23 protein-coding genes are annotated in these 23,672 nt (G+C 32.8%); 2 read left to right on the forward strand and 21 right to left on the reverse strand.

What is annotated here, in order from left to right; genetic code table 11:
• Genes odhB through ffh form a run of 18 tightly spaced genes read right to left on the reverse strand, consistent with a single transcriptional unit; the run spans position 1 to position 19,213 of the window.
• Positions 1 to 1,176, reverse strand: coding sequence for a 2-oxoglutarate dehydrogenase complex dihydrolipoyllysine-residue succinyltransferase (gene odhB / locus AC8GER_RS05370; protein WP_506597811.1), 1,176 nt, complete (start codon positions 1,174 to 1,176; stop codon positions 1 to 3).
• 4 nt (positions 1,177 to 1,180) lie between these two features.
• Positions 1,181 to 4,123: a 2-oxoglutarate dehydrogenase E1 component gene (locus AC8GER_RS05375; protein WP_506597812.1), complete on the reverse strand. Its 2,943-nt coding sequence runs from the start codon at positions 4,121 to 4,123 to the stop codon at positions 1,181 to 1,183.
• A gap of 25 nt (positions 4,124 to 4,148) precedes the next feature.
• The gene (gene sucD / locus AC8GER_RS05380) at positions 4,149 to 5,024 is read right to left on the reverse strand and encodes a succinate--CoA ligase subunit alpha (protein WP_017970841.1); all 876 of its coding nucleotides are present in this window, start codon (positions 5,022 to 5,024) and stop codon (positions 4,149 to 4,151) included.
• Position 5,025: 1 nt separating this feature from the next.
• Positions 5,026 to 6,186, reverse strand: coding sequence for an ADP-forming succinate--CoA ligase subunit beta (gene sucC, locus AC8GER_RS05385; protein WP_506597813.1), 1,161 nt, complete (start codon positions 6,184 to 6,186; stop codon positions 5,026 to 5,028).
• A 6-nt stretch (positions 6,187 to 6,192) separates the two neighbouring features.
• Positions 6,193 to 7,179 (reverse strand): malate dehydrogenase, encoded by a 987-nt coding sequence (gene mdh, locus AC8GER_RS05390; protein ID WP_506597814.1) that lies wholly within the window; start codon positions 7,177 to 7,179, stop codon positions 6,193 to 6,195.
• Positions 7,180 to 7,183: 4 nt separating this feature from the next.
• Positions 7,184 to 8,680: a CoA-acylating methylmalonate-semialdehyde dehydrogenase gene (locus AC8GER_RS05395; protein WP_506597815.1), complete on the reverse strand. Its 1,497-nt coding sequence runs from the start codon at positions 8,678 to 8,680 to the stop codon at positions 7,184 to 7,186.
• Positions 8,681 to 8,739: 59 nt separating this feature from the next.
• Complete coding sequence (locus AC8GER_RS05400) at positions 8,740 to 9,531, reverse strand: succinate dehydrogenase iron-sulfur subunit (protein ID WP_017970218.1); 792 nt, start codon at positions 9,529 to 9,531, stop codon at positions 8,740 to 8,742.
• Positions 9,531 to 11,312, reverse strand: coding sequence for a succinate dehydrogenase flavoprotein subunit (gene sdhA / locus AC8GER_RS05405; RefSeq protein ID WP_029167290.1), 1,782 nt, complete (start codon positions 11,310 to 11,312; stop codon positions 9,531 to 9,533). Before sdhA ends, AC8GER_RS05400 begins: the two co-directional genes overlap by 1 nt.
• The gene (gene sdhD, locus AC8GER_RS05410) at positions 11,309 to 11,641 is read right to left on the reverse strand and encodes a succinate dehydrogenase, hydrophobic membrane anchor protein (protein WP_017970216.1); all 333 of its coding nucleotides are present in this window, start codon (positions 11,639 to 11,641) and stop codon (positions 11,309 to 11,311) included. The genes sdhA and sdhD overlap by 4 nt, the downstream gene beginning before the upstream one ends.
• On the reverse strand, positions 11,641 to 12,012 hold the full coding sequence (sdhC, locus tag AC8GER_RS05415) for a succinate dehydrogenase, cytochrome b556 subunit (RefSeq protein WP_506597816.1): 372 nt from the start codon (positions 12,010 to 12,012) through the stop codon (positions 11,641 to 11,643). Before sdhC ends, sdhD begins: the two co-directional genes overlap by 1 nt.
• A 9-nt stretch (positions 12,013 to 12,021) precedes the next feature.
• Positions 12,022 to 13,035 (reverse strand): aspartate-semialdehyde dehydrogenase, encoded by a 1,014-nt coding sequence (locus tag AC8GER_RS05420; protein ID WP_506597817.1) that lies wholly within the window; start codon positions 13,033 to 13,035, stop codon positions 12,022 to 12,024.
• Positions 13,035 to 14,129 (reverse strand): 3-isopropylmalate dehydrogenase, encoded by a 1,095-nt coding sequence (leuB, locus tag AC8GER_RS05425; RefSeq protein ID WP_506597818.1) that lies wholly within the window; start codon positions 14,127 to 14,129, stop codon positions 13,035 to 13,037. The genes AC8GER_RS05420 and leuB overlap by 1 nt, the downstream gene beginning before the upstream one ends.
• Positions 14,129 to 14,731, reverse strand: coding sequence for a 3-isopropylmalate dehydratase small subunit (gene leuD / locus AC8GER_RS05430; protein WP_506597819.1), 603 nt, complete (start codon positions 14,729 to 14,731; stop codon positions 14,129 to 14,131). Before leuD ends, leuB begins: the two co-directional genes overlap by 1 nt.
• The gene (leuC, locus tag AC8GER_RS05435; protein ID WP_017970211.1) at positions 14,731 to 16,131 is read right to left on the reverse strand and encodes a 3-isopropylmalate dehydratase large subunit; all 1,401 of its coding nucleotides are present in this window, start codon (positions 16,129 to 16,131) and stop codon (positions 14,731 to 14,733) included. Before leuC ends, leuD begins: the two co-directional genes overlap by 1 nt.
• Before the next feature lie 16 nt (positions 16,132 to 16,147).
• Positions 16,148 to 16,666 carry a 50S ribosomal protein L19 gene (rplS, locus tag AC8GER_RS05440; protein ID WP_506597820.1) on the reverse strand — a complete coding sequence of 173 codons (519 nt, stop codon included), beginning with the start codon at positions 16,664 to 16,666 and terminating at the stop codon, positions 16,148 to 16,150.
• A 10-nt stretch (positions 16,667 to 16,676) separates the two neighbouring features.
• Positions 16,677 to 17,363, reverse strand: a complete 687-nt coding sequence (gene trmD, locus AC8GER_RS05445) for a tRNA (guanosine(37)-N1)-methyltransferase TrmD (RefSeq protein ID WP_506597821.1) — start codon at positions 17,361 to 17,363, stop codon at positions 16,677 to 16,679.
• A gap of 5 nt (positions 17,364 to 17,368) precedes the next feature.
• The gene (rpsP, locus tag AC8GER_RS05450; protein WP_506597822.1) at positions 17,369 to 17,839 is read right to left on the reverse strand and encodes a 30S ribosomal protein S16; all 471 of its coding nucleotides are present in this window, start codon (positions 17,837 to 17,839) and stop codon (positions 17,369 to 17,371) included.
• Positions 17,840 to 17,851: 12 nt separating this feature from the next.
• Complete coding sequence (gene ffh / locus AC8GER_RS05455; RefSeq protein WP_506597823.1) at positions 17,852 to 19,213, reverse strand: signal recognition particle protein; 1,362 nt, start codon at positions 19,211 to 19,213, stop codon at positions 17,852 to 17,854.
• Positions 19,214 to 19,391: 178 nt separating this feature from the next.
• On the opposite strand from ffh, the gene dapF reads away from it, so the two are divergent.
• Positions 19,392 to 20,216, forward strand: coding sequence for a diaminopimelate epimerase (gene dapF, locus AC8GER_RS05460; RefSeq protein ID WP_506597824.1), 825 nt, complete (start codon positions 19,392 to 19,394; stop codon positions 20,214 to 20,216).
• Between the two features lie 6 nt (positions 20,217 to 20,222).
• On the forward strand, positions 20,223 to 21,137 hold the full coding sequence (gene ftsY, locus AC8GER_RS05465; RefSeq protein ID WP_506597825.1) for a signal recognition particle-docking protein FtsY: 915 nt from the start codon (positions 20,223 to 20,225) through the stop codon (positions 21,135 to 21,137).
• On the opposite strand, the gene AC8GER_RS05470 is transcribed toward ftsY, so the two are convergent.
• Genes AC8GER_RS05470 through AC8GER_RS05480 form a run of 3 tightly spaced genes read right to left on the reverse strand, consistent with a single transcriptional unit; the run spans position 21,134 to position 23,663 of the window.
• Positions 21,134 to 21,946: an alpha/beta hydrolase gene (locus AC8GER_RS05470; protein ID WP_506597826.1), complete on the reverse strand. Its 813-nt coding sequence runs from the start codon at positions 21,944 to 21,946 to the stop codon at positions 21,134 to 21,136. The two genes, ftsY and AC8GER_RS05470, sit on opposite strands and share 4 nt — an antisense overlap.
• The gene (locus AC8GER_RS05475) at positions 21,946 to 22,821 is read right to left on the reverse strand and encodes an NAD(P)-dependent oxidoreductase (RefSeq protein ID WP_506597827.1); all 876 of its coding nucleotides are present in this window, start codon (positions 22,819 to 22,821) and stop codon (positions 21,946 to 21,948) included. The genes AC8GER_RS05470 and AC8GER_RS05475 overlap by 1 nt, the downstream gene beginning before the upstream one ends.
• Entirely contained in the window at positions 22,818 to 23,663 is an 846-nt protein-coding gene (locus AC8GER_RS05480; protein WP_506597828.1) for a DMT family transporter, read from the reverse strand. Before AC8GER_RS05480 ends, AC8GER_RS05475 begins: the two co-directional genes overlap by 4 nt.
• Positions 23,664 to 23,672 lie beyond the last annotated feature (9 nt).

Consider the following 23,672-nt stretch of genomic DNA (forward strand, 5'->3'; position numbering starts at 1 on the left):
TTATAAATTTAAAAAAAGTCTTCTTGGATCTTCTAAATATTCTTTAACTCTAACTAAAAATGACACAGCATCTTTTCCATCAATAATTCTGTGATCATAAGATAAAGCTAGATACATAATGGGTCTAACTTCAACTTTTCCTTCAACAACAACTGCTCGCTGAACAATATTGTGCATTCCTAATACTCCTGATTGTGGAGGATTTAGTATTGGCGTTGATAACATCGAACCATAAATTCCACCATTTGTAATTGTAAAAGTTCCACCTTGAAGTTCATCTATAGACAATTGCCCTGTTTTTGCTTTTTCGCCTAAGGCAATAATTTGTTTTTCAATATCTGCTAAGGATAATTCATCTGCGTCTCTAACTACCGGAACAACCAATCCTTTCTCGGTTCCGACAGCGACACCAATATTGTAATAATTTTTATAAACAATTTCATCTTGTTGAATTTCTGCATTAATAACTGGAAAAGCTTTTAAAGCTTCCACGCAAGATCTTACAAAAAATGACATAAATCCTAATTTAACACCGTATCTTTTTTGAAAACCATCTTTGTATTCAGCTCTCATTTCAATAATTCTGGACATATCAATTTCATTGAATGTCGTAAGCATCGCTGCATTATTTTGGGCTTCTTTTAATCTTTTGGCGATAGTTGATCTTAGTCGAGTCATTTTAACTCGCTCTTCATCACCCTTGGCTGCTCTTGCTGTAGAAGGAGCAGAAGGTAAGCCCATAGATTCTAATAAATCTCCTTTTAAAATTCTTCCATCTCTTCCTGATCCACTTATCGTGCTAATATCAATTCTTTTTTCTTCTACTATTCTTTTTACTGCAGGTGATAATATTTCTTTTTTAATTGTAGGAACTTCGGTTATTTTTGGTTTTGCTGGTTCTGGTGCTTTAACAGGTTCTTTTTTAGCTACGTTTGCAGTTCCCGCTCCTACGGTTCCTAAAACTGCCCCAACATTAACTGTGGTTCCTGCTTGAATTTTAATTTCAGACAAAACGCCTGTCTCAGGAGAAGGAACGGCCACACTAACTTTGTCTGTTTCTAATTCAACAACTGGCTCATCTGCTTTTACTGGATCACCAACCTGTTTAAGCCACTTCGAAACTGTGGCTTCCGTTACTGACTCGCCAAGTATTGGTACTACTAAATCTTTTGCCATTCTTCTATAAAAGTACTTTTGATATTATTTCGTCCTGCTGTTGTACATGTTTTTTCAAATATCCGGTAGCCGTTGAAGCTGAAGGTTTTCTGCCAACATACTGTACTTTTTTAGATTTGGCGCCAATCGAATTTAGTGTCCAATTGATATATTTTTCAACAAAACTCCAAGCGCCCATATTTTCTGGCTCTTCCTGACACCAAATAAATTCATCAGCATTTTTAAATCTTTTTAAAAAACTAGCTAATTTTTTTACTGGGAATGGATATAGTTGTTCAATTCTTAATAGTTGAACTTTGGGATTTCTTATAATTTCTCTCTTTTCAGAAATATCAAAATAGACTTTTCCAGAACAAAGAACTACGCGTTTGATTTCTTCATCTTTTGCTAATTTAATTAAATTATATTCTGGAAAATCTGCATGGTCTGGTAATATTCTATGGAAAGAGTTTTCTGGTAAAAAATCTTCAATTTCAGAAACGCATTTTTTATGTCTCAATAAAGATTTTGGCGAGAATACTATAAGTGGCTTTCTAAACGTTCTATGAATTTGTCTTCTTAATAAATGAAAATAATTTGCAGGTGTAGTGCAATTGACTACTTGTAAATTTTCTTGAGCACAAGATTGTAAATATCTTTCAATACGTGCTGAAGAATGTTCTGGTCCTTGTCCTTCATAACCATGTGGAAGAAGCATTACTAAACCGCTTGCGCGTGTCCATTTTTTTTCTCCTGAAGTAATAAACTGATCAATTATAATTTGAGCTCCATTTGCAAAATCGCCAAATTGTGCCTCCCATAAAACTAGAGTTTCCGGTGAAGATAATGAATATCCATATTCAAATCCTAAGACACCAAACTCTGAAAGGAAGCTGTCAATAATTTCAAACTGCCCTTGATTTGAGCTAAGATTTTTTAAAGGGTAATATTTTTCTCCTGTATCTTGATCAAGTACACCAGCATGTCTTTGACTGAAAGTTCCTCTTGATGAATCTTGTCCTACAAATCTTACTGGGTAACCTTCTAATAATAAAGTTCCAAAAGCTAAACTCTCGGCTGTCGCCCAATCAAAGCCTTTTCCTGTTTCAAACATTTTTTTCTTTGCTTCAAAAAGTCTTTTAATTGTTGAATGAAAATTTAAATTTTCAGGAAGTTTACAAATTTTTTCTCCAGCTTGATGAATTAAATCTAAATCAACACCTGTTACACCTCTACGGTCAGATCCAATTTCAGTTGTAAATTTCGACCAGCTTCCAGTAAACCAATCTATTTGGTTTGGAATGTAACTCTTTGATGTTTCAAATTCTGTATCTAAAAAATTTTTAAAATTATCTTTTTCCCCTTGAAACTCATCCTTCCTTAAAACACCTTCTTGAATAAGTTGGTTTCCATAAATTGTTAGAGTTGTAGCTTGGGCTTTAATTTTTTTGTACATTAAAGGCTGAGTAAAAGAAGGCTCGTCTCCCTCATTGTGACCAAATCTTCGGTAACAAATAATATCTATAACAACATCTCGTTTAAATTTTTGTCTATATTCCGTTGCAATTCTTGCACAATAAACAACGGATTCTGCATCATCCCCGTTAACATGGAATATTGGAGCTTGAACCATTTTGGCTACTTCAGATGGATAAGGTGAAGATCTTGCAAAAGACGGGCTTGTAGTAAAACCAATTTGATTATTAACAATAATATGAATTGTGCCTCCGGTGTTATGTCCTTTCAAGCCAGACATAGCAAAACATTCTGCAACAATGCCCTGTCCTGCAAACGCTGCATCTCCGTGTAAAAGAACAGGGATTACTTTTACTCTTTGTGGATCATTATGAAAAAATTGTTTAGCTCTCGTTTGTCCTAACACTACAGGATTTACAGCTTCAAGATGAGAAGGGTTTGCAGTTAAACTTACATGAACATTGTTACCGTTAAAATCTCTATCTGCTGATGCTCCTAAATGATATTTAACATCACCCGAAACACCCGCTGTATCTGGACCTGGATTTCCGGAAAATTCTTTAAATATTTTTTTAAAAGGTTTTTGAATAACGTTTGCAAGTATATTTAATCTACCTCTATGAGGCATTCCAATTTTAACTTCTTTTACTCCTGAACTTCCTCCAACTTTTATTATCTGTTCAAGTGCAGGAATTAAAGATTCACATCCATCTAAACCGAATCTTTTTGTTCCAACAAACTTAGTATGACAATAATTTTCAAATCCCTCTGCTTCTACTAACTTTTTAAAAATTGCTTTCTTTCCTTCAGAAGTAAAGTTTGCTTCTTTTCCTTTTCCTTCAATTCTTTCTTGAATCCAGCTTTTTTCTTCTGGATCTGACATGTGCATAAACTCTATTCCAATTTTTGAACAATAAGTTTTTAGTAGAATTTCTAATATTTCATTAACAGTCGCATATTCAAATCCAAGAACTTTATCTAAAAATATTTTTCTATTTCTATCTTCTTTTTTAAAACCGTAAGTTTCTGGATTAAGTTCGGTGTGATGATGTTTTTCTTGAAGTTGTAACGGATCTAAGTCAGCAATTAGATGACCTCTAATCCTGTAGGCCCTGATCATCATAATAGCTCTAATAGAATCAATAGTAGATCTTTCGACATCCACTCTTTCATTGTTTGATAAGTTTTTATTTTTTTCTACAATTTTTTCTTTAATTGAATTTTCATTTAAATTTTTGGGAATGTATTTCTCATAAACATCCAAATCTCCATTTGAAATATATTTAATATTTGATGGAGCCCAACTTGGTCCTTGATTTTCGATAATGTTATCTTTTTGATCACCTAGACCCTCAAAAAATTGTCTCCAACTGTCTGGAATGCTTGCCGGATTTTCTACGTATTTAGCATAAAGTTTTTCAATATAAGAAGAGTTTGTACCTGATAAAAAAGATGTTTTTTGAAAAACAATATTATTTTCTTGTGACGACATATAATTTTATATTCGTAATAAAATATTAAGTCTTAAGTTTGTCAAATAAAGTTTTCCCAATATCTGCTGGGGAATTTGCAACTGTTATGCCACAAGATTTCATTGTTTCTATCTTGTCTTTAGCAAGTCCTTTTCCACCAGAAATAATAGCTCCTGCATGCCCCATTCTTCTTCCTGGAGGGGCTGTTACTCCAGCAATAAATCCAACCACTGGTTTTTTAATTTTTGAAGACTTAATAAATTCAGCGCCTTCTTCCTCTGCGCTCCCACCAATTTCTCCTATCATAATAATTGATTTGGTTTCATCGTCTTTTAAAAATAAATCTAAACAATCAATAAAGTTAGTTCCGTTAATAGGGTCTCCACCGATTCCAATACATGTCGATTGTCCTAATCCCAATGCTGTAGTTTGAGCAACAGCCTCATACGTTAATGTTCCTGATCTCGATACGATTCCAACTGATCCTTTCTTATGAATATGCCCTGGCATAATTCCAATTTTACATTCATCTGGTGTAATAATTCCTGGACAATTAGGTCCTATTAATCTGCTTTTAGACTTCATTAATTTTTCTTTAACTCTAACCATATCTAAAACTGGGATGCCTTCTGTAATGCAAACAATTAAAGGTATTTCACTATCTAGCGCTTCAATAATAGCTGCCGCTGCATATGCTGCTGGAACATAAATCATAGTTGCATCAGGCTTTACCTTGTCTACTGCTTCAGCAACTGTATTAAAAACTGGAAGGCCTAAATGAGTTTGTCCACCTTTTTTAGGAGTAATTCCTCCAACTAAATTTGTTCCATATGCGAGCGCTTGCTCAGAATGAAATGTTCCGTGTTTTCCTGTAAAACCCTGACAAATAACTTTTGTTTTTTTATTTACTAAAACAGACATATTAAGATGTAGCCTCTACAATTTTCTTTGCTGCATCTGATAAATTATCTGCAGAAATAATTGTTAAACCTGATTTTTTTAAAATTTCTTTACCTTCGTCAACTTTTGTACCTGCTAATCTAACAACTAGAGGGACTTTAAGATCAACCTCTTTTGCTGCTTCAACAACTCCTTGGGCAATAATATCGCAACGCATAATTCCTCCAAAAATATTTATTAAAATTCCTTCAACATTTTTGTCTGATAAAATAATTTTAAACGCAGCAGAAACTTTTTCTTTTGTAGCTCCACCACCTACATCCAAGAAGTTTGCTGGTTCTGAACCATAAAGTTTTATGATATCCATTGTTGCCATTGCAAGACCAGCTCCATTAACCATGCAACCAATTTTTCCATCTAATTTGATATAAGCTAGTTCATACTTGCTAGCTTCAATTTCCATTGGATCTTCTTCATTCAAATCTCTAAGCTCTTTAATTTCTGGATGTCTAAAAAGAGCGTTATCATCAAAACTTATTTTTGCATCTAGACACTTGATTTGGTCTTCCGTTGTAAGAATTAAAGGATTGATTTCAATCAAACTTCCATCAGTATTAACTAAAGTATCATATAAAGCCTGCGCAACATTCTTTGCCTGATTTTTTTGATCTCCACTCAAATTATAAGGTTTTACAATTGACTCTAAATCTTCATCTCTTAATTTTGCTGATAATGAAATACGTGTTGTAATAATTTTTTCGGGAGTTTTGTCTGCAACTTCTTCAACATCCATTCCTCCTTCAGCACTAGAAATAAATGCAATTTTTGAAGATGCTCTATCTACTAAGCATGATAAATAAAATTCTTTTTTAATGTCTGACGCTTCTTCTATATAGAGTCTTTTTACTTCTCTTCCTTGCGGCCCTGTTTGATGTGTAACAAGAACTTTTCCAAGTAAATCTTTGCATTTTTGCTTCAATTCATCGATGTTTTTAACTAATTTTACACCCCCAGCTTTTCCTCTTCCCCCAGCATGTATTTGGGCTTTAACCACATACATTTTGCTATTTAGCTGTTTAATTTTATCATCAATTTCATTTAAATTAAAAATAACAACACCCTTTGAAACTGGAGCACCAAATTTTTTTATTAAGTCTTTTGCCTGATGTTCGTGAATATTCATGAAAAATTAATACTTTGGCTTGGTAGTTTTAATTTTTGCAACTTCTGGGTCAAGCTTGAAAAGATCTTGAGTTAATTTTTTAACTGAATCAACAGATTTTAAAAACATCTCTTTTTCTTCAGGATTAAATTTAATCTCAATAATTTTTTCAACTCCCTTTGCGCCAATTATAACCGGTACGCCAACATAAAGATCGTCAACCCCATATTCACCATCTAAATAAACAGCACACGGTAAAATTTTCTTTTTATCTTTTAAAAATGCTTCTGCCATTTCAATAGCTGAGCTGGCTGGAGCGTAATAAGCAGAACCTGTTTTTAACAATTTGACTATTTCAGCTCCTCCGTCTCGAGTTCTTTGTATAATTTTATCTATTCTTTCTTTAGTAGACCACTTCATGTCTATTAAATCTGGGATTGGTATTCCCGCAACTGTCGAATATCTAGAAAGTGGAACCATTGTATCTCCATGGCCTCCTAAAACAAAAGCAGTTATATCTTCGATAGAAACCTTAAATTCTTCAGACAAAAATAATCTAAAACGAGAAGAGTCTAAAACTCCTGCCATACCAACTACCTTTTCAGCAGGCAGACCTGAATATTTCTGTAATGCCAAAACCATAACATCTAAGGGATTAGTGATACAAATTACAAAGGCATTTGGAGAATATTTTTTAATTCCTTCGCCAACTTGTTTCATTACTTTTGAATTAATTCCTAAAAGATCATCTCTGCTCATTCCTTCTTTTCTTGGAACACCTGCAGTTACAATAATTACATCTGAATTTGCAATGTCAGCATAATTTGTTGTTCCTTTAAGATTTGCATTAAATCGTTCAACGGCTCCTGACTGAGCGATGTCTAAAGATTTTCCGTCGGGCAATCCTGCTGCAATATCAAAAATAACCACATCTCCTAATTCTTTTAAAGAAACTAAGTGCGCTAAAGTTCCGCCGATTTGTCCTGATCCTATAAGTGATATTTTTTTTCTCATACGATTAACTCATTGTTGGCATTGTAAAACTTGAATTGGCTTTTATACCAGAAGGCCATCTTGAAGTAATAGTTTTTAATTTAGTATAAAATCTAACTCCTTCCATTCCATGAACATGTTGATCACCAAATAAAGACCTTTTCCAGCCACCAAAACTGTGAAAAGCCATTGGTACGGGTATTGGAATATTTATACCGACCATTCCAACTTTAATATGACTTGAAAAGGTTCTTGCGCTATCACCGTCTCGTGTAAAAATACTTACTCCATTACCAAATTCATGTTTATTAATTAAATCTACAGCCTCATTAAAATCTTTTGCTCTCACAACAGAAAGTACTGGTCCAAATATTTCTTCTTTATAAATTCTCATATTTTCTTTTACATGATCAAATAAACAACCACCCAAATAAAAGCCTTTTTCATGACCTTGTGGTTTTTTAATTTTTCTACCGTCCACAACTAGTTTAGCGCCTTCTTTCACTCCAATATCTATATAGCTTGTAACTTTTTCTAAATGTTGAGCCGTAACTAATGGTCCCATATCCATTCCCTTATCCAGCCCTGGACCTACTTTTAAATTATTAACTTCTTTTATAAGTTTATTTACTAACTCATCTCCAATATTTCCAACTGCAACTGCTACAGATTGGGCCATACATCTCTCACCTGCTGAACCATAAGCGGCTCCCATAAGTCCTGCAACAGCCTGATCTAAATCTGCATCGGGCATGACAACACAGTGATTTTTAGCACCTCCTAATGCTTGAACTCTTTTTTCAAATTTTGCAGCACTTTCATAAATGTATTTAGCTATAGGAGTTGAGCCTACAAAACTAATTGCGCTAACATGTGGATTTGAAAGTAAAGCATCTACAGATTCTTTATCTCCATTTACAACGTTAAAGACTCCATCTGGCAAGCCTGCTTCTTTTAATAATTCCGCTAATCTTAAAGGGCAACTTGGATCTTTCTCTGAAGGTTTTAAAATAAAAGTATTTCCACATGCAATCGCTAGAGGAAACATCCACATTGGAACCATTGCTGGAAAATTAAAAGGAGTAATTCCAGCACAAACTCCTAGTGGTTGTCTTATCGACCAACTATCAACGTTTGTTCCAACATTTTCTGTAAACTCGCCTTTTAATAAATGTGGAATGCCACATGCAAATTCAACAACCTCTAAACCTCTAGTTAGAGATCCTTTGGCATCGTCATAAACTTTACCGTGTTCTGAAACAATTATTTTTGTAAGTTCGTCTGTATTTTTTTCTATTAAATCTTTAAATTTAAATAAAATTCTTGCTCTTTGTAATGGTGGAACTTGAGACCATTTTATAAATGCTTTACTTGCAATTTCTACTACATCATCAACATCTTTTTTTGTAGCTAAATTTACTTTTGCCGAAACTTCTCCTGTGCTTGGATTAAATACGTCAGAGGTTCTTTTTGAAGTGCCAGAAAAGGATTTTCCGTTAACAAAATGTTCTATAATTTTCATTTGAATTAATAAGAAAATATAGGGACAGAATTAAGCTGTCAAATAATGAAGTTAAAAAATTATAGATCTTTACTATGCTGAACTAACATTTTTTTTATTGAACCGATTGCTTTTGCTGGATTCAATCCTTTTGGACAGGCGTTAGTACAGTTCATGATTGTATGACATCTAAAAAGTTTAAGTTCATCTGCAACTTTTTTTAATCTTTTTACTCTCTCTTCGTCTCTGCTATCAATAATCCATCTATAAGCCTGCAATAAAACAGCTGGTCCTAAATATTTTTCACCATTCCACCAATAGCTTGGACAAGATGTTGAGCAGCATGCACACATAATGCATTCGTAAAGCCCATCTAATTTTTCTCTATCTTGTTTTGACTGATATATTTCTTTATCACCCACCTCACTTTTTTTCTCAACCTGTAACCAGGGCTCGATGGATTGATATTGTTTATAAAGTTGATTTAAATTTGGAACCAAGTCTTTAATCACTGGCATATGAGGAAGGGGATAAACTTTTATTTCATCTTTAATATCTACTGCTGATTTTGTGCAAGCAAGTCCGTTAACACCGTCAATATTCATAGCACACGAACCACAAACACCTTCTCTACAAGATCTTCTAAAAGTTAATGTAGTATCAATTTCGTTTTTAATCTTAATAAGAACATCGAGAACCATTGGCCCACACTCATCCATGTTAACTTCATAAGTGTCTAGTCTTGGGTTTTGTTTTGTCTCAGGATCCCATCGATAAATTTTAACTTTCTTTAAATTTTTTCCATTAGTATTGTCTTTAAAATATTTTCCTTCAACAACTTTTGAATCTTTTGGTAATGCAAATTGAACCATTAATATACTCTCGCTTTCGGTGGAAAATATTGCACTTCATTAGTTAAAGTAAAATTATGTACATTTCTGTAATCTATTTTTACTTTCTCACCATCTTGCCAAGCTAGTGTATGTTTCATCCAATTCTCATCATTTCTATCTTTAAAGTCTTCTCTAGAATGTGCGCCTCTACTTTCTTTTCTATTTTCAGCAGATGCCATTGTAACAAGAGATTGTCTTATTAAATTATCAAACTCTAAAGTTTCAATTAAATCTGTATTAAAGATTAAAGATTTATCTGAAACTGAAATGTCATCCATTCCCAGCCATGGTTTTCTAATTTCTTCCATTCCCTCTTTTAAAATTTTTGCATCTCTAAATACTGCACAATTTTTTTGCATTGTTCTTTGCATTTTATCTCTAAGTACAGAAGTGGGTGTCCCACCGTTTGAATTTCTCAATTTATCAAATCTTGAAATTGATTTTTGTGTTTCACTTTCAGGAATTACTTCATGTTTAGAATTTGGTTTTACTATTGTTGCAGCTCTCATAGCTGCTGCTCTGCCGAATACTACAAGATCAATTAACGAATTAGATCCTAATCTATTGGCTCCATGAACTGAAACGCAAGCTGCTTCTCCAACTGCCATTAAGCCAGGCATAATTACATCTTTTCCATTTTCAGTTTTCGATATTACTTCACCGTAATAATTAGTAGGAATTCCTCCCATATTGTAATGAACGGTTGGAACAACTGGTATTGGTTCCTTTGTTACATCTACGCCAGCAAAAATTTTTGCAGATTCAGAAATTCCAGGAAGTCTTTCATGTAAAACTTTTGGATCTAAATGATTTAGATGAAGATAAATATGATCTTTATTTTTACCAACTCCTCTACCTTCATTAATTTCAATTGTCATAGATCTTGAAACCACATCTCTTGATGCAAGATCTTTTGCTGAAGGCGCATATCGTTCCATAAATCTTTCGCCTTCGGAATTAACTAAAAATCCACCTTCTCCTCGTGAACCTTCAGTAATTAAACATCCGGCTCCATAAATTCCTGTTGGATGAAATTGAATAAATTCCATATCTTGTAATGGTAAACCCGCTCTTAAAACCATCGCGTTTCCATCACCTGTGCAAGTATGCGCTGATGTTGCTGAAAAATATGCTCTTCCATAACCACCTGTTGCTAAAATTGTCATATTAGCTCTAAAGCGATGAATAGTTCCGTCTTGTAGATTCCAAGCAGTAACTCCCTGACATTTTCCATTATGCATTAATAAATCTAATGCAAAATATTCTATAAAAAATTCTGTATTTTTTTTAAGAGCTTGACCATAAAGCGTATGAAGAATTGCATGTCCCGTTCTGTCTGCAGCAGCGCAAGTCCTTTGAGCAATACCATTTCCATAATTAGCGGTCATTCCTCCAAATGGTCTTTGGTAAATTTTTCCCTCTTCAGTTCTGCTAAAAGGAACTCCGTATTTTTCAAGCTCAATAACTGCTCTTGGAGCTTCTTTACATAAATATTCAATGGCATCTTGATCTCCTAACCAATCCGCACCTTTTACCGTATCATACATATGCCAACGCCAATCATCCTCTGACATGTTTCCTAATGCAGCAGAGATTCCGCCTTGTGCTGCAGCAGTGTGACTTCTTGTTGGAAATACTTTCGAAATACAGGCTGTCTTAAGTCCAGCTTCAGCTAAACCAACGGCCGCTCTTAATCCTGAGCCACCAGCTCCTACAACAATAACATCATATTCGTGATCAATAATTGGATAAGTGTTCATAAAATAATTATTATTAATGATACAATGCCAACGATGGGAAGTATAGCCGAGTATAACATTGTAATTTTATTTAAAACTCCTTTCAAACGTTCATCCTGAATATAATCCTCAATAATCTCACCTAAACCTAATTTTAAATGCAAACCTGCAAATATTAAAAATAAAGTAAAAATAGTTATTGATAAATAATTATCAAAAAAATCTAGCGCTCCTGTGTAATCCTCGTTAACCAAATCAACTAAAGAATATAAAAAAAATAATAACAAAGGTATCAATACAACTGCACTAACTCTTTGTATCATCCATTTATTTAAAGCATGATTTTTCATTATATAATCCAAATAAAAAATGTTGTTAAAATAGATAGAAATAAAACAATTACTCCAGAAAGATTTGCAATCTTGATTTCGTAACCATAACCAAAATCCCAAGCAAGATGTCTAATTCCGTTAAACATGTGATAAACAAATGACCAAGTAAAACCTACAAGAATAAATTTACCAACGAAGCTTCTTAGAAATTTTTGATAGAAATTGTAATACTCAGGCCCTAAAGCTAGGAATAAAATCCACAGAACAATTAAAAAAAATCCAGCAGTATTAACTACTCCTGTAAGTCTATGAGTGATTGATAATAAAGAAGAAAACTGCCACTTATAAATTTGGATATGCGGGGATAACGGACCGGAGTTTTTTTCCATAAAAAATATTTAATTATTTCTTATATGCTTTTTAACTAAAACCTCCGCGATTTGCACTGCATTAAAGGCCGCTCCCTTTAATAAATTGTCAGAAACAATCCACATATTCACAGCATTTTTTGTAGGATCTCTTCTAATTCTAGAAATATAAGTTAAAAAGCTTCCAGCAGACTCTATAGGAGTTGCATAGCCTCCGTTCTTTTTTTGATCAACAACTTTGCAGCTGGGCGCTTTCATTAAAGTTGAGCGTATTTGCTGAATATCGAATTTCTTTTTAAATTCAACGTTGACAGTTTCTGAATGAGAAACAAGCACTGGAACACGCACGCATGTTGCTGTTAATTTAATATTTTTGTCTAATATTTTTTTTGTCTCATTTTCCATTTTCCACTCTTCTTTTGTAGATCCATCTTTCATGAAAACATCGATGTGTGGAATAACGTTAAACGCTATTTGTTTTGTAAATTTCTTAGGTTTAATTTTTTTATTCCTTAAATAATCTTTTGTCTGAGAAATTAATTCATCCATAGCAGCTTTTCCTGCTCCTGATACTGATTGATAAGTTGACGTTACAACTCTTTTTATCTTAAATTTGTCATGAAGAGGTTTTAAAGCCACAACTAATTGTGCTGTTGAGCAGTTGGGATTGGCAATAATATTTGTCTTTTTATAATCTTTGATTGCATGTTCATTCACTTCAGGAACAATCAACGGGATGTCTTTGAATGATCTAAAATAACTTGAGTATTCAATTACAATTGAGTCTTTTGCAATTTTTGGTGCCCAAGTTTTTGCAAGTTTAGATCCTGCACAAAAAAAAGTAATATCTACTTTTCTAAAATCAAAATCTTCTAAGCTTCTAACTTCAATATTTTTATTTCTAAATTTTATAAATTTTCCAACACTTTTTTTTGAAGCTAATAAATAAAGTATATTTACTGGAAACTTTCGTCTTTCTAAAACTTCAATTGTTTTTCTGCCTGCGTTTCCTGTGCTTCCTACAATTGCAATATTTGCTCTCATTATTTTAATTTGGATATAACCAAGTCTCCCATTTCTGTAGTTGAAACATTTTTCTGACCTTTTTCCATTATATCTTGAGTTCTATAGCCGTCTTTAAGAACATCTTTAACTGCCTGATCAAGCATATCTGCTTCTTTGTCCATATCAAAAGAATAACGTAAAGCCATAGAAAAACTTAAGATTGATGCAAGTGGATTTGCAATATTCTTACCCGCTATATCAGGTGCGGAACCATGACAAGGTTCATACATTGATTTAAATTTTCCATCTTTATTCTTTCCACTTAATGATGCTGAAGGTAGCATTCCAAGTGAACCTGTTAACATTCCAGCTTCATCTGAAAGCATATCTCCAAACAAGTTATCAGTTACGATCACATCAAATTGTTTAGGATTTCTAACTAATTGCATAGCACAATTATCTGCTAGCATATGACTAAGTTCGACATCTTTAAATTCTTTCTTATGCAATTCTTCTACTTCTTCTCTCCATAATAAACCTGCTTCCATGACATTAGATTTTTCACATGAAGTAACTTTATTGTTTCTCTTTCTTGCAAGTTCAAAAGCAACCCTGGCAACTCTTTGAATTTCGCTTGATGTATAAGTGTGTGTATTTGTACCTTTTTTTTCCCCATTAGATAATTTTTCAACTCCTCTTGGAGTTCCAAAATAGATACCCCCTGTAAGTTCTCGCACAATCATAATATCTAAGTCAGAAACAACTTCTGGCTTTAGAGTAGATGCATTAGCAAGTTCTTTAAAACAAATTGCAGGTCTTAAATTTGCAAATAATTCTAATTCTTTTCTAAGTCTTAATAAAGCTCGCTCGGGTCTTTTTGAAAATTCTAATTTATCCCATTTTGGTCCGCCAACAGCTCCCAATAAAACTGCATCACTTGCCATTGCAATATCCATTACTTTATCAGTAATTGGAGTGCCGTGCTTATCAAAAGAAATTCCGCCCACTAATTCTTCGGTAATATCAAAATCACTAGATTTATTTTTATTAAACCAAACAATAATTTTTTTAACCTCATTCATTACCTCCAGTCCAATTCCGTCTCCAGCAAGAATAAGAAGTTTTTTTTTCATTAATATAACCAAGGAGTTAGATTTTTTTTATTTTTTTCAAAAATGTTAATTTTAGCATCTTTTTTTAGAGTAAGAGCAATGTCGTCATAACCATTTAACAAACATTCTTTCCTAAATGACTCAATTTCAAAATCAAAAGGTCTGTTGTCTCCTTTATGAATTTTTTGATCGACCAAATCTATCTCTATTTCTTTATTTTTTTTTGCAGCTTCAGATAATTCTTTAACCTGATTTTCTGGAAGAACAATTGGTAAAATTCCATTTTTAAAACAGTTGTTATAGAAAATATCTGCAAAACTTTCAGCGACTATACATCGAATACCAAAGTCTAATAACGCCCACGGCGCATGCTCTCTTGAAGATCCACAACCAAAATTTTTTCCTGAGATCAAAATTTTTGCTTTGTTATAAGGGGCATTATTTAAAATAAAATTTTTTATTACGTTGCCTTTTTCATCATAACGCATTTCATAAAACAAAGCAGAACCAAGGCCTGTTCTTTTAATTGTCTTTAAAAATTGTTTTGGAATAATCATGTCCGTATCAATATTTGAGATCTGAAGATCGGCTGCAATACTTTTAACTTTTGTAAATTTTTCCATTAAATAATCTTTCTAATATCTACAAATTTACCCTCGATAGCAGCAGCGGCTGCCATAACTGGACTCACAAGATGTGTTCTTCCACCTCTTCCTTGTCTTCCCTCAAAGTTTCTATTTGAAGTAGATGCGCATCTTTCTTTTGGTTTTAATTGATCCGGATTCATTCCAAGACACATTGAGCATCCAGGTTCTCTCCAATCAAATCCTGATTCTTTAAATATTTTATCTAAACCTTCTTTTTCGGCTTGCAATTTTACAAGTCCAGAGCCCGGAACAACAATTGCATCAACGCTTTTATTTACTTTTTTTCCTTTAACTATTTTTGCAACTTCTCTTAAATCTTCAATTCTTCCATTGGTACAAGAGCCAATAAAAACCTTATCAATTTTAATATCCTGGATAGCCGTATTAGGTTCTAAGCCCATATACTCTAAAGATCTTAGTATAGATTTTTTTCTATCTTCATTTTTTTCTAAATTTGGATCAGGAACTTTTCCATTAATAGAGGCTATATCTTGAGGGCTTGTACCCCAAGTAACAGTTGGTTCAATATCTTTGCCTTGCAAATGAAGTTCTCTGTCAAATTTTGCATCTTTATCAGTATATAAAGTGCTCCAATATTTTAGTGCTTTTTCCCAATTATCTCCTTTAGGAGCTAAAGGTCTTCCTTTAATATAATCAAATGTTTTTTGATCAGGAGCAACAAGTCCAGCTCGAGCACCAGCTTCTATACTCATATTACACACCGTCATTCTTTCTTCCATAGAGAAATTTCTAAAAACTTCCCCAGAGTATTCAATAACGTAACCCGTTCCACCTGCTGTTCCGATATTTCCAATAATAGATAAAATTACATCTTTAGCGGTCACTCCCAATGGTAATTTACCATCAACACTAATTTTAAAATTCTTTGCTCTACTTTGAATTAAAGTTTGCGTTGCAAGAACATGTTCTACTTCTGAAGTTCCAATTCCAAAAGCTAATGCACCAAATGCACCGTGAGTTGAAGTGTGACTATCTCCACAAACAATTGTCATTCCAGGTTGAGTAAATCCTTGTTCAGGACCAATAACGTGAACAATACCTTGTCTTTTGTCTGTTAAACCAAAAAATTCTATACCAAAATCTTTGCAATTTTTAGAAAGAGTCTCAACTTGAATTGCGGATTCTTTATCAGCTATTCCTTTTGATCTGTCAGTTGTTGGAACGTTATGATCGACAACTGCTAATGTTGAGCCAGGTAATTTTACTTTTCTATTTGATAAACGTAATCCCTCAAATGCTTGCGGACTCGTTACTTCGTGAACTAAATGCCTATCAATGTATAAAAGTGATGTTCCGTCATTTTGCTCATCAACTAAATGACTCTCCCATATTTTGTCGTAAAGTGTCTTTGCCATTAAATAAAAACTAGTATTACTTCTTTTTATTCTGAGCTTCTGTCTTTGGCGTTGAAGCTTTTTCCGTATTTTTTGGAGCCTGTTCAGCAGCTACATCTGCTTGTGCTTCAATATTTTGGACTGCCTCTTTTTTTGGTAAAGGTTGAATAATATCTACACCAATTTTTTTTCTAATTTTTTCTGTAATTCTGGCTGATTTACCAGTTCTTTCTCTTAAGTAATAAAGTTTTGCTCTTCTTACTTTTCCGCTTCTAATTACTTCAACGGACTCTACGTTTGGACTGTGAACTGGAAATAATCTTTCAACGCCTTCACCAAAAGAAATTTTTCTAACTGTAAAAGTAGAATTAATTCCTCTATTTTTTTTAGCAATACAAACTCCTTCGTAAGCTTGTATTCTTTGTCTTTTTCCTTCGATAATTCGAACGTTTACTTTTAAAGTATCTCCTGGAGAAAATTCTGGTAACTTTTTTTCACCAATTTTCTTAATATGAAGTTTATCTAATTCGTCTATTCTCATTGTAGAAATTTGCATTAAAATTTAATTATTTGTGATATTTTTCCCATAAGTCTTGTCTCTGGCGTCGTGTTATATCCTCGGATTGTGCTAAGCGCCAGTCCTTAATTTTAGCGTGATTCCCAGACAAAAGTACTTCCGGAACGGTTCTTCCTTTCCACTCTTGGGGTTTTGTATATTGAGGATATTCCAATAAATTATTTTCAAAACTCTCTTCGTTTAAAGAGGAAGAATTGCCAAGAACGCCTGGTAACAATCTAAGTATGGAATCTAAAAAAACAAATGCTGCTGTTTCACCGCCGGATAAAATAAAATCACCAACACTTATTTCTCTAATCTTTCTGTCTTCTATAACTCTCTGATCAATTCCCTCAAAGTGTCCACAAATAAGATCTACTCCATTTTTTTGTGATAATTGTTTTGCAACTTTTTGCGTTAACAGTTCACCTCTTGGACTTAGATAAATAAGTTCGTTTTTAGAGTTTTTAATATTTTTATCCAAACAACTATCTATTACATCGGCACGCATAACCATTCCACTTCCTCCACCGAAAGGAGTGTCGTCCACACTTCCGTGCTTATCTAAAGCATAGTCCCTGATGTTAACAACATCGAGTGACCAGATTTTATTTTCTCTAGCTCTTTTATAAAGCCCGATATCTAAAATCCCTGGAAAAAATTCTGGATATAAAGTGAATATTTTTGCAGACCACATAATAGTTAATTTGCTTTTGGTGCCTCCGCTTCTGGTGCTTTTTCTTCAGCCTTTGGTGCTTCTACAGGAGCTGGTTCAGCTGCTGGAGCAGCTGCTTCTGCTGCTGGAGCCGCTTCTGCTACTGGAGCTGCTGCTGGTGCTTCTTTTGGAGCTTGCGCTGCTTTTAATCTTTCTTGAGCTTTCTTTTTAGGCAAAGCTTTAATTGGATTATTTCTTTTTTCAGGAACTGGGGCAAGATTTGCAGCACCTAAAAATTTTGCAACTCTTAGAGTAGGCTGCGCTCCCATTTTAATCCAATGAGTTATTCTTTCTGACTCTAAGCTTAATCTCTCTGGTTTGCTTTTTGGTAATAATGGATTGAAGTATCCAAGTTTTTCAATAAATTTTCCATCTCTTGGATTTCTAGAATCTGCAACTACGATTTGATAGAAGGGTCTTTTTTTTGTTCCCCCTCTAGATAGTCTTATTTTTAACATTTGTTTACCTTTCTATTTTAGATTGTTAAATAATTCCGGAGGTATTCCATCTACCCCTCCAAAATTTCTTCCGCCACCTTGAGACATTCTTTTCATCATTCCTGTCATCATTTTATGTTGTTTTAGAAGCTTGTTGACTAAAGCGATGTCGGTTCCTGAACCACTCGCTATTCTTTTTTTTCTCGATCCATCAATAATTTTTGGGTTATCTCTTTCTTTAGGGGTCATCGATAAAATAACTGCTTCTTGCTTTCCAAGAAGACTCTCATCAATATCGGCCTCATCTATTTGTTTTTTAATTTTTGAAATGCCGGGGATCATTCCTAGAACTTTTCCCATGCCACCAATTTTTTTCATTTGTCTAATTTGTTTTAAATAATCATTAAAGGTAAATTGTCCTTTTTTAAAATTCTCTTCTAGCTCTTCAACTTCTTCTTTTTTTAAATTTTCAGATACTTTTTCAACAAGAGAAACAACATCTCCCATTCCTAGAATTCTATTTGCAATTCTTTCTGGATGAAATATTTCAAAATCATCAATTTTTTCACCAACTCCTAAAAATTTAATGGGACAATTAGCGACAGACTTCATACTAAGGGCGGCGCCACCTTTTCCATCGCCATCTATTCTTGTTAATATTATTCCTGTTAAATCGACTGTTTTTTTAAATTCACTAGCGATATTTACAGCGTCTTGTCCTGTTAAAGAGTCAGCAACTAAAAAAGTCTCGATTGGATTAATTATCTGTTTAAGATTATTTAATTCACTCATCATCACGCTATCAATTTGCGTTCGTCCTGCAGTATCAAAAATAATTACGTCAGAGCCAGATAAAGAAGCTGCAGCCAAAGTTCTTTGGGCAATTTCTATTGGCAGTTGTCCTTCTATAATTGGAATTGTTTGAATATTATTTTGACTGCCTAATAACTCTAATTGTTTTTGAGCTGCCGGACGATAAACGTCTAAGCTCGATAACATCACTTTTTTATTAAAATTCTTTTCAATAAATTTTGCAATCTTTGCTGAGGTTGTTGTTTTTCCTGAACCTTGCAAACCAACAACTAATATTTTTGCCGGCGGAACTATATTAAGATTAATTTCTGATTTTTCACTGCCTAAAATTTTAACGAGTTCATCATATACAATTTTAACAAGTAACTGACCTGGAGTTATAGATTTTAAGACTTCTTGGCCGATTGCTTTTGGTTTAACATTTGCAATAAATTCTTTAGCAACAGAAAGAGCAACATCGGACTCAAGAAGAGCCTGACGGATCTTTCGCAATCCCTCATCAACTTGTTTTTCATCTAATTGAGTGCTTTTATTAAAAAAAGAAAAAGCAGACTCAATTTTACTTGTTAAATTTTCAAACATTTTTTTTCTCCAGCAGCAATCGCACTAGTGGGCGAATATCGCTGACTAGTGTTGATCTCCTTCATTAGAAGGACACCACAAAACCTGCTTATTTTTGTGGAAAATTTTATTAAAAGTATATTTTACTATTTTAAAAGTCAATAATTGAGAATATTTGTAAGATACAACAATAAATTAGATGACCGAAATACAAGCTTATAAAATGGATGGCCTAGGCAATGACTTTATCATCATTGATAGGAGAAAAGATAAAATCGATCTATCAAAAGAACAAATTATAAATATTTCTGACAGAAAAAAAGGGCTAGGTTGTGATCAAATTATTATTATAGACAAAGATAAAGAAAAAAAAACAAACGCTAAAATAACTTTTTATAATTCAGACGGCGGAGAAACAGGTGCGTGCGGTAATGGTTCTAGATGTATTTCATATTTTTTAATGAATGAAAAAAAATTAAATAAATCTAAAATTAATACTGAAAGTGGAATTCTAAAAGCAAAACTTACTGGAAAAACTGAAGTATCTGTTGATATGGGAATTCCAAATTTTGATTGGCAAAAAATCCCTTTAGTGAAAAAAATGAACCATGCAAATGTTAAGATTAAAACTAAACATTTTGGAATTTTATCAGGATATACTTTGAGTGTTGGTAATCCTCATATTATTTTTTTTAAAGATATAACATTTGAATTACTTAAAAAAATTGGCCCTCAAATAGAACATCACGAATTTTTTCCAGAAAGATGCAACGTTACATTTGCAGATGTAATAAATAAAAAAAATATTGCAGTGAAAGTTTGGGAAAGAGGGGCTGGTTTAACGCTTGCTTGCGGTACAGCTGCTTGCGCTACTGCAGTAGCTGCAAATAAATTAGGCCTGACTGGAAAAAAAGTTAATATTCATTTTAAAAACGGAACACTCCATATTGAATGGGCTAAAGACAAACATATTATAATGACTGGATCTGTTTCAAATATTAAAAATATTAGTCTTAAAATATAGTTCTTAATGAATTTTTTTAAAAAACTTCAAGACAGTCTTAAAAAAACATCAGAAAAATTTACAAAAGGAATTGATGAAGTTTTTAATAAATCAAAACCACAAGCAGAAATACTTCAGGATATAGAAGATATTCTTATTCAAGCGGATGTTGGCGTTGGCTTTGTAGAAGAATTTAGAAAAAATATAGCCAATAAAAAATATAGTAAAGAAGAATTAACGAAGGAAAATTTCTTTCAAGCTATTGCTAAAGAAATAGAAGAAATTTTAATACCACTCCAAAAAGATTTTTTTACAAAAAAACATAATAAGCCCACGGTCGTATTAGTTTGTGGAGTTAATGGAGTTGGTAAAACAACGACGATTGGCAAATTATGTAAGAAACTCAAATCTCAAGGACATAAAGTTATTGTTGGAGCGGCAGATACTTTTAGAGCTGCAGCGATTGATCAATTAGAACTTTGGTGCAAAAAAATTAATGTAGAAATAATAAAATCAGATATTGGCTCAGATCCAGCCTCTGTTGCATTTAAAAGTTTTGAGTATGCAAAACAAAACAACGCTGATTACTGTGTGATTGATACGGCAGGACGACTTCAGAACAAGAAGAATTTAATGGAAGAATTCTCTAAAATTATTAGAGTTTTAAAAAAAATTGATGCAGACGCACCTCATGAAACTATTTTAGTTCTTGATGCGACTACAGGGCAGAATGCAATTAATCAAATTGAGGAATTTAAAAAAATTACACCAATCTCTGGAATTATTATGACTAAATTAGATGGGACTGCAAAAGGCGGCATTCTTGTTGCTATTGCAAAACAATTTCAAATTCCAATTTATGCAATTGGAGTTGGTGAAAAAGAAGAAGATTTAGATAACTTTATTGCAAAAGACTTTGTGCAAGCTTTTATTAAAAACTAATTTAAAGTTTTTACAAATTTCTGCAATTCAAGTTTAAGCTCAGAATTATAAGTCATCATATGACGATCAAATTGCGGGAAGTATCCATACTTTTTTGATTGAACTTCATCAAATAACTTTTTCCCCATAGCAATAGGTATTATTATATCTGCTCCGCCATGCATTATAAGAATTGGTGAATTAATATTTTTAATTTTTTTTAAACTTAAATATTTATCTTTTAATATTAGATCTACTGGTAAATATGGATAATAAATCTTGGCGGCATCAACGATAGAAGTGTAGGGAGACTCCAAAATAATTCCTGCAAATTTTTGATTTTGAGCAACTTCAACTGCAACGCCCGTGCCTAAAGATTCTCCATATAAAATAATTTTATTCTTTGAAATATTATTCTTTTGTAACCATTCTAAAGCACTTCTGGCATCACTATATAAGCCCTGTTCTGTTGGACTTCCTTTGTTACCACTAAATCCTCGCCAAGAAATAATTAAATAATTCAAATTTAAATTTTTAAATTCATTTAACTTATAAATTCTTTTTTCTAATCCCCCGGCATTTCCATGAAAAAATAAAACGGTATATTTATTCTTGGGGTTATTATAAAACCACGCTTTTAAGGTAATGTTCTCTGTTGAAGGCACAGATATTTCCTTGATTTCTAAGTTTAATTTCTCGCCACGCAAATTATTATTTTGCCCGGGAAGATATAAAAAATTTCTCTGAAAAATGTACATATATGTACAAACGCAAGCATAAAGAATGCTTAAAGATAAAAAGACGTATAAAAAAACTTGTCTTAATTTCATTATCTGCTGAGTGCCTTGATAAACAAATATAAAGCACTATGATCTAGATTAGCTCTTCCAGATTTTACTGTCTTTGCGTAAAGTTCTTGTACTTTTTTTGCAATTGGCAAATTAAGTTTATATTTTTTCGCAGTTGCAATTATATTATTCATGTCTTTTAGTTGGGTAGATGCTTTGCCACCAGGTTTAAAATTCTTAGTTAATATTCTTAATCCATGGTTTTTAAGAATTGGACCTCCTGCAAACCCACGTAACATAATTTCTCTTACAGCTTTAGGGTCTGCTCCTGCTGCTTCTGCTAAAATTAAAGCCTCAGATACAGCTCCAATGCTGATTCCAACTATTGTTTGGTTTGCTAATTTTGCAACTTGGCCACAACCAGTTTTTCCAACGTAGATTGCTGTTCCCATGCTTTTAAACAATGGCAGAATAGTTTTAAACATTTTTTTTTCTCCACCCACCATAATCGCAAGCGTTCCCTTTTCTGCTCCTATCGTTCCACCAGAAACAGGTGCGTCTAAAAAAATTGCTTTTTTCTTTTTTAAAGCTTTGCCAATTTCTAAAGCTGTATTTTGAGTTGTTGAACTCATGTCAATTACAATCTGCCCTTTTTTTAAATATGGATGAATTTTTTTTATAAGAATTGCTTTACAAACATTATCGTTTGCAAGCATTGAAATGATTACTTTGGAATTTTCTACTAAATCTTTTATATCTTTAAAAATTTTTGCTCCTTTTTTTTGAAGCTCTAAAGTTTTTCCTGAAGTTCTATTCCAAACGTTTAATTTAAATTTTTTAGATAAAATGTTTTTTGCCATAGGCAACCCCATTAAACCTGTGCCAATAAAGCCTACTGTTTTGATTGAACTACTCATTTAATCTTAAAAAAATTTTTATTAGCTAAAATTATTCCTACTAAGACAAAAAATCCACCAATCCAATGAAAGTTATATAATTTTTCATTAAATAAAAAATAACCATACAAAGCACTATAAATTGGCATCATATAAACCGTCAGACCAGTAAGACTGGCACCAAGATATTTTTGTAATTTTGCATACATTTGAAATGCAATAATTCCTGGAAAAATGGCAGCAATAATTACCCAAAAATAAAAATCTTTATTAAATACAGTTGTATAAAAATATTTTTCCTCAATATAATACATTGGGGCAAGACAAATAGTTCCTGCTAAAGCCATTAATGTAAATTTAGTAAATAAATCAAATTTACTTTTCCAATGCATTAAATACACGGAATATATAGCCCAACTTATCATTGCTCCTAAAATCCATAGATCACCTTTAGTAAATGATAAGTTAATTAAATTTTTAAACTGACCGTTACAAACAATTATAAGAACGCCAAATAGACAACATAAAGTTCCAAACAATTGAAGTTTGGTAATTTTTTCTCGATAAAATATTACTGAGATTAAAATTATAAATATAGGAGATGCTGAATAGATAATCCCCATATTTATAACCGTTGTTGTAAGTCCGCTTATGTAAGGAAAAGCTCCACAAAAAGTAAAACCGGTAAGACCTAATATTAAAAGTTTAGGTGCTTCAGATATTAAGTCTTTAAAATTTTTTCTAATTGATGGAAAAACGAAGGGTAGGAAAATTAAAAACGCAAGTAACCACCTCCAAAAAGCAAGGGATACTGGAGGAATAAAACCTGAAGCACCTCTTGCAATAGCTAGATTGCTAGTCATAAAAATGGG

Origin of the sequence: Fontibacterium abundans (SeqCode), from assembly GCF_965235095.1 — a bacterium.
GTDB lineage: Bacteria > Pseudomonadota > Alphaproteobacteria > Pelagibacterales > Pelagibacteraceae > Fontibacterium > Fontibacterium abundans.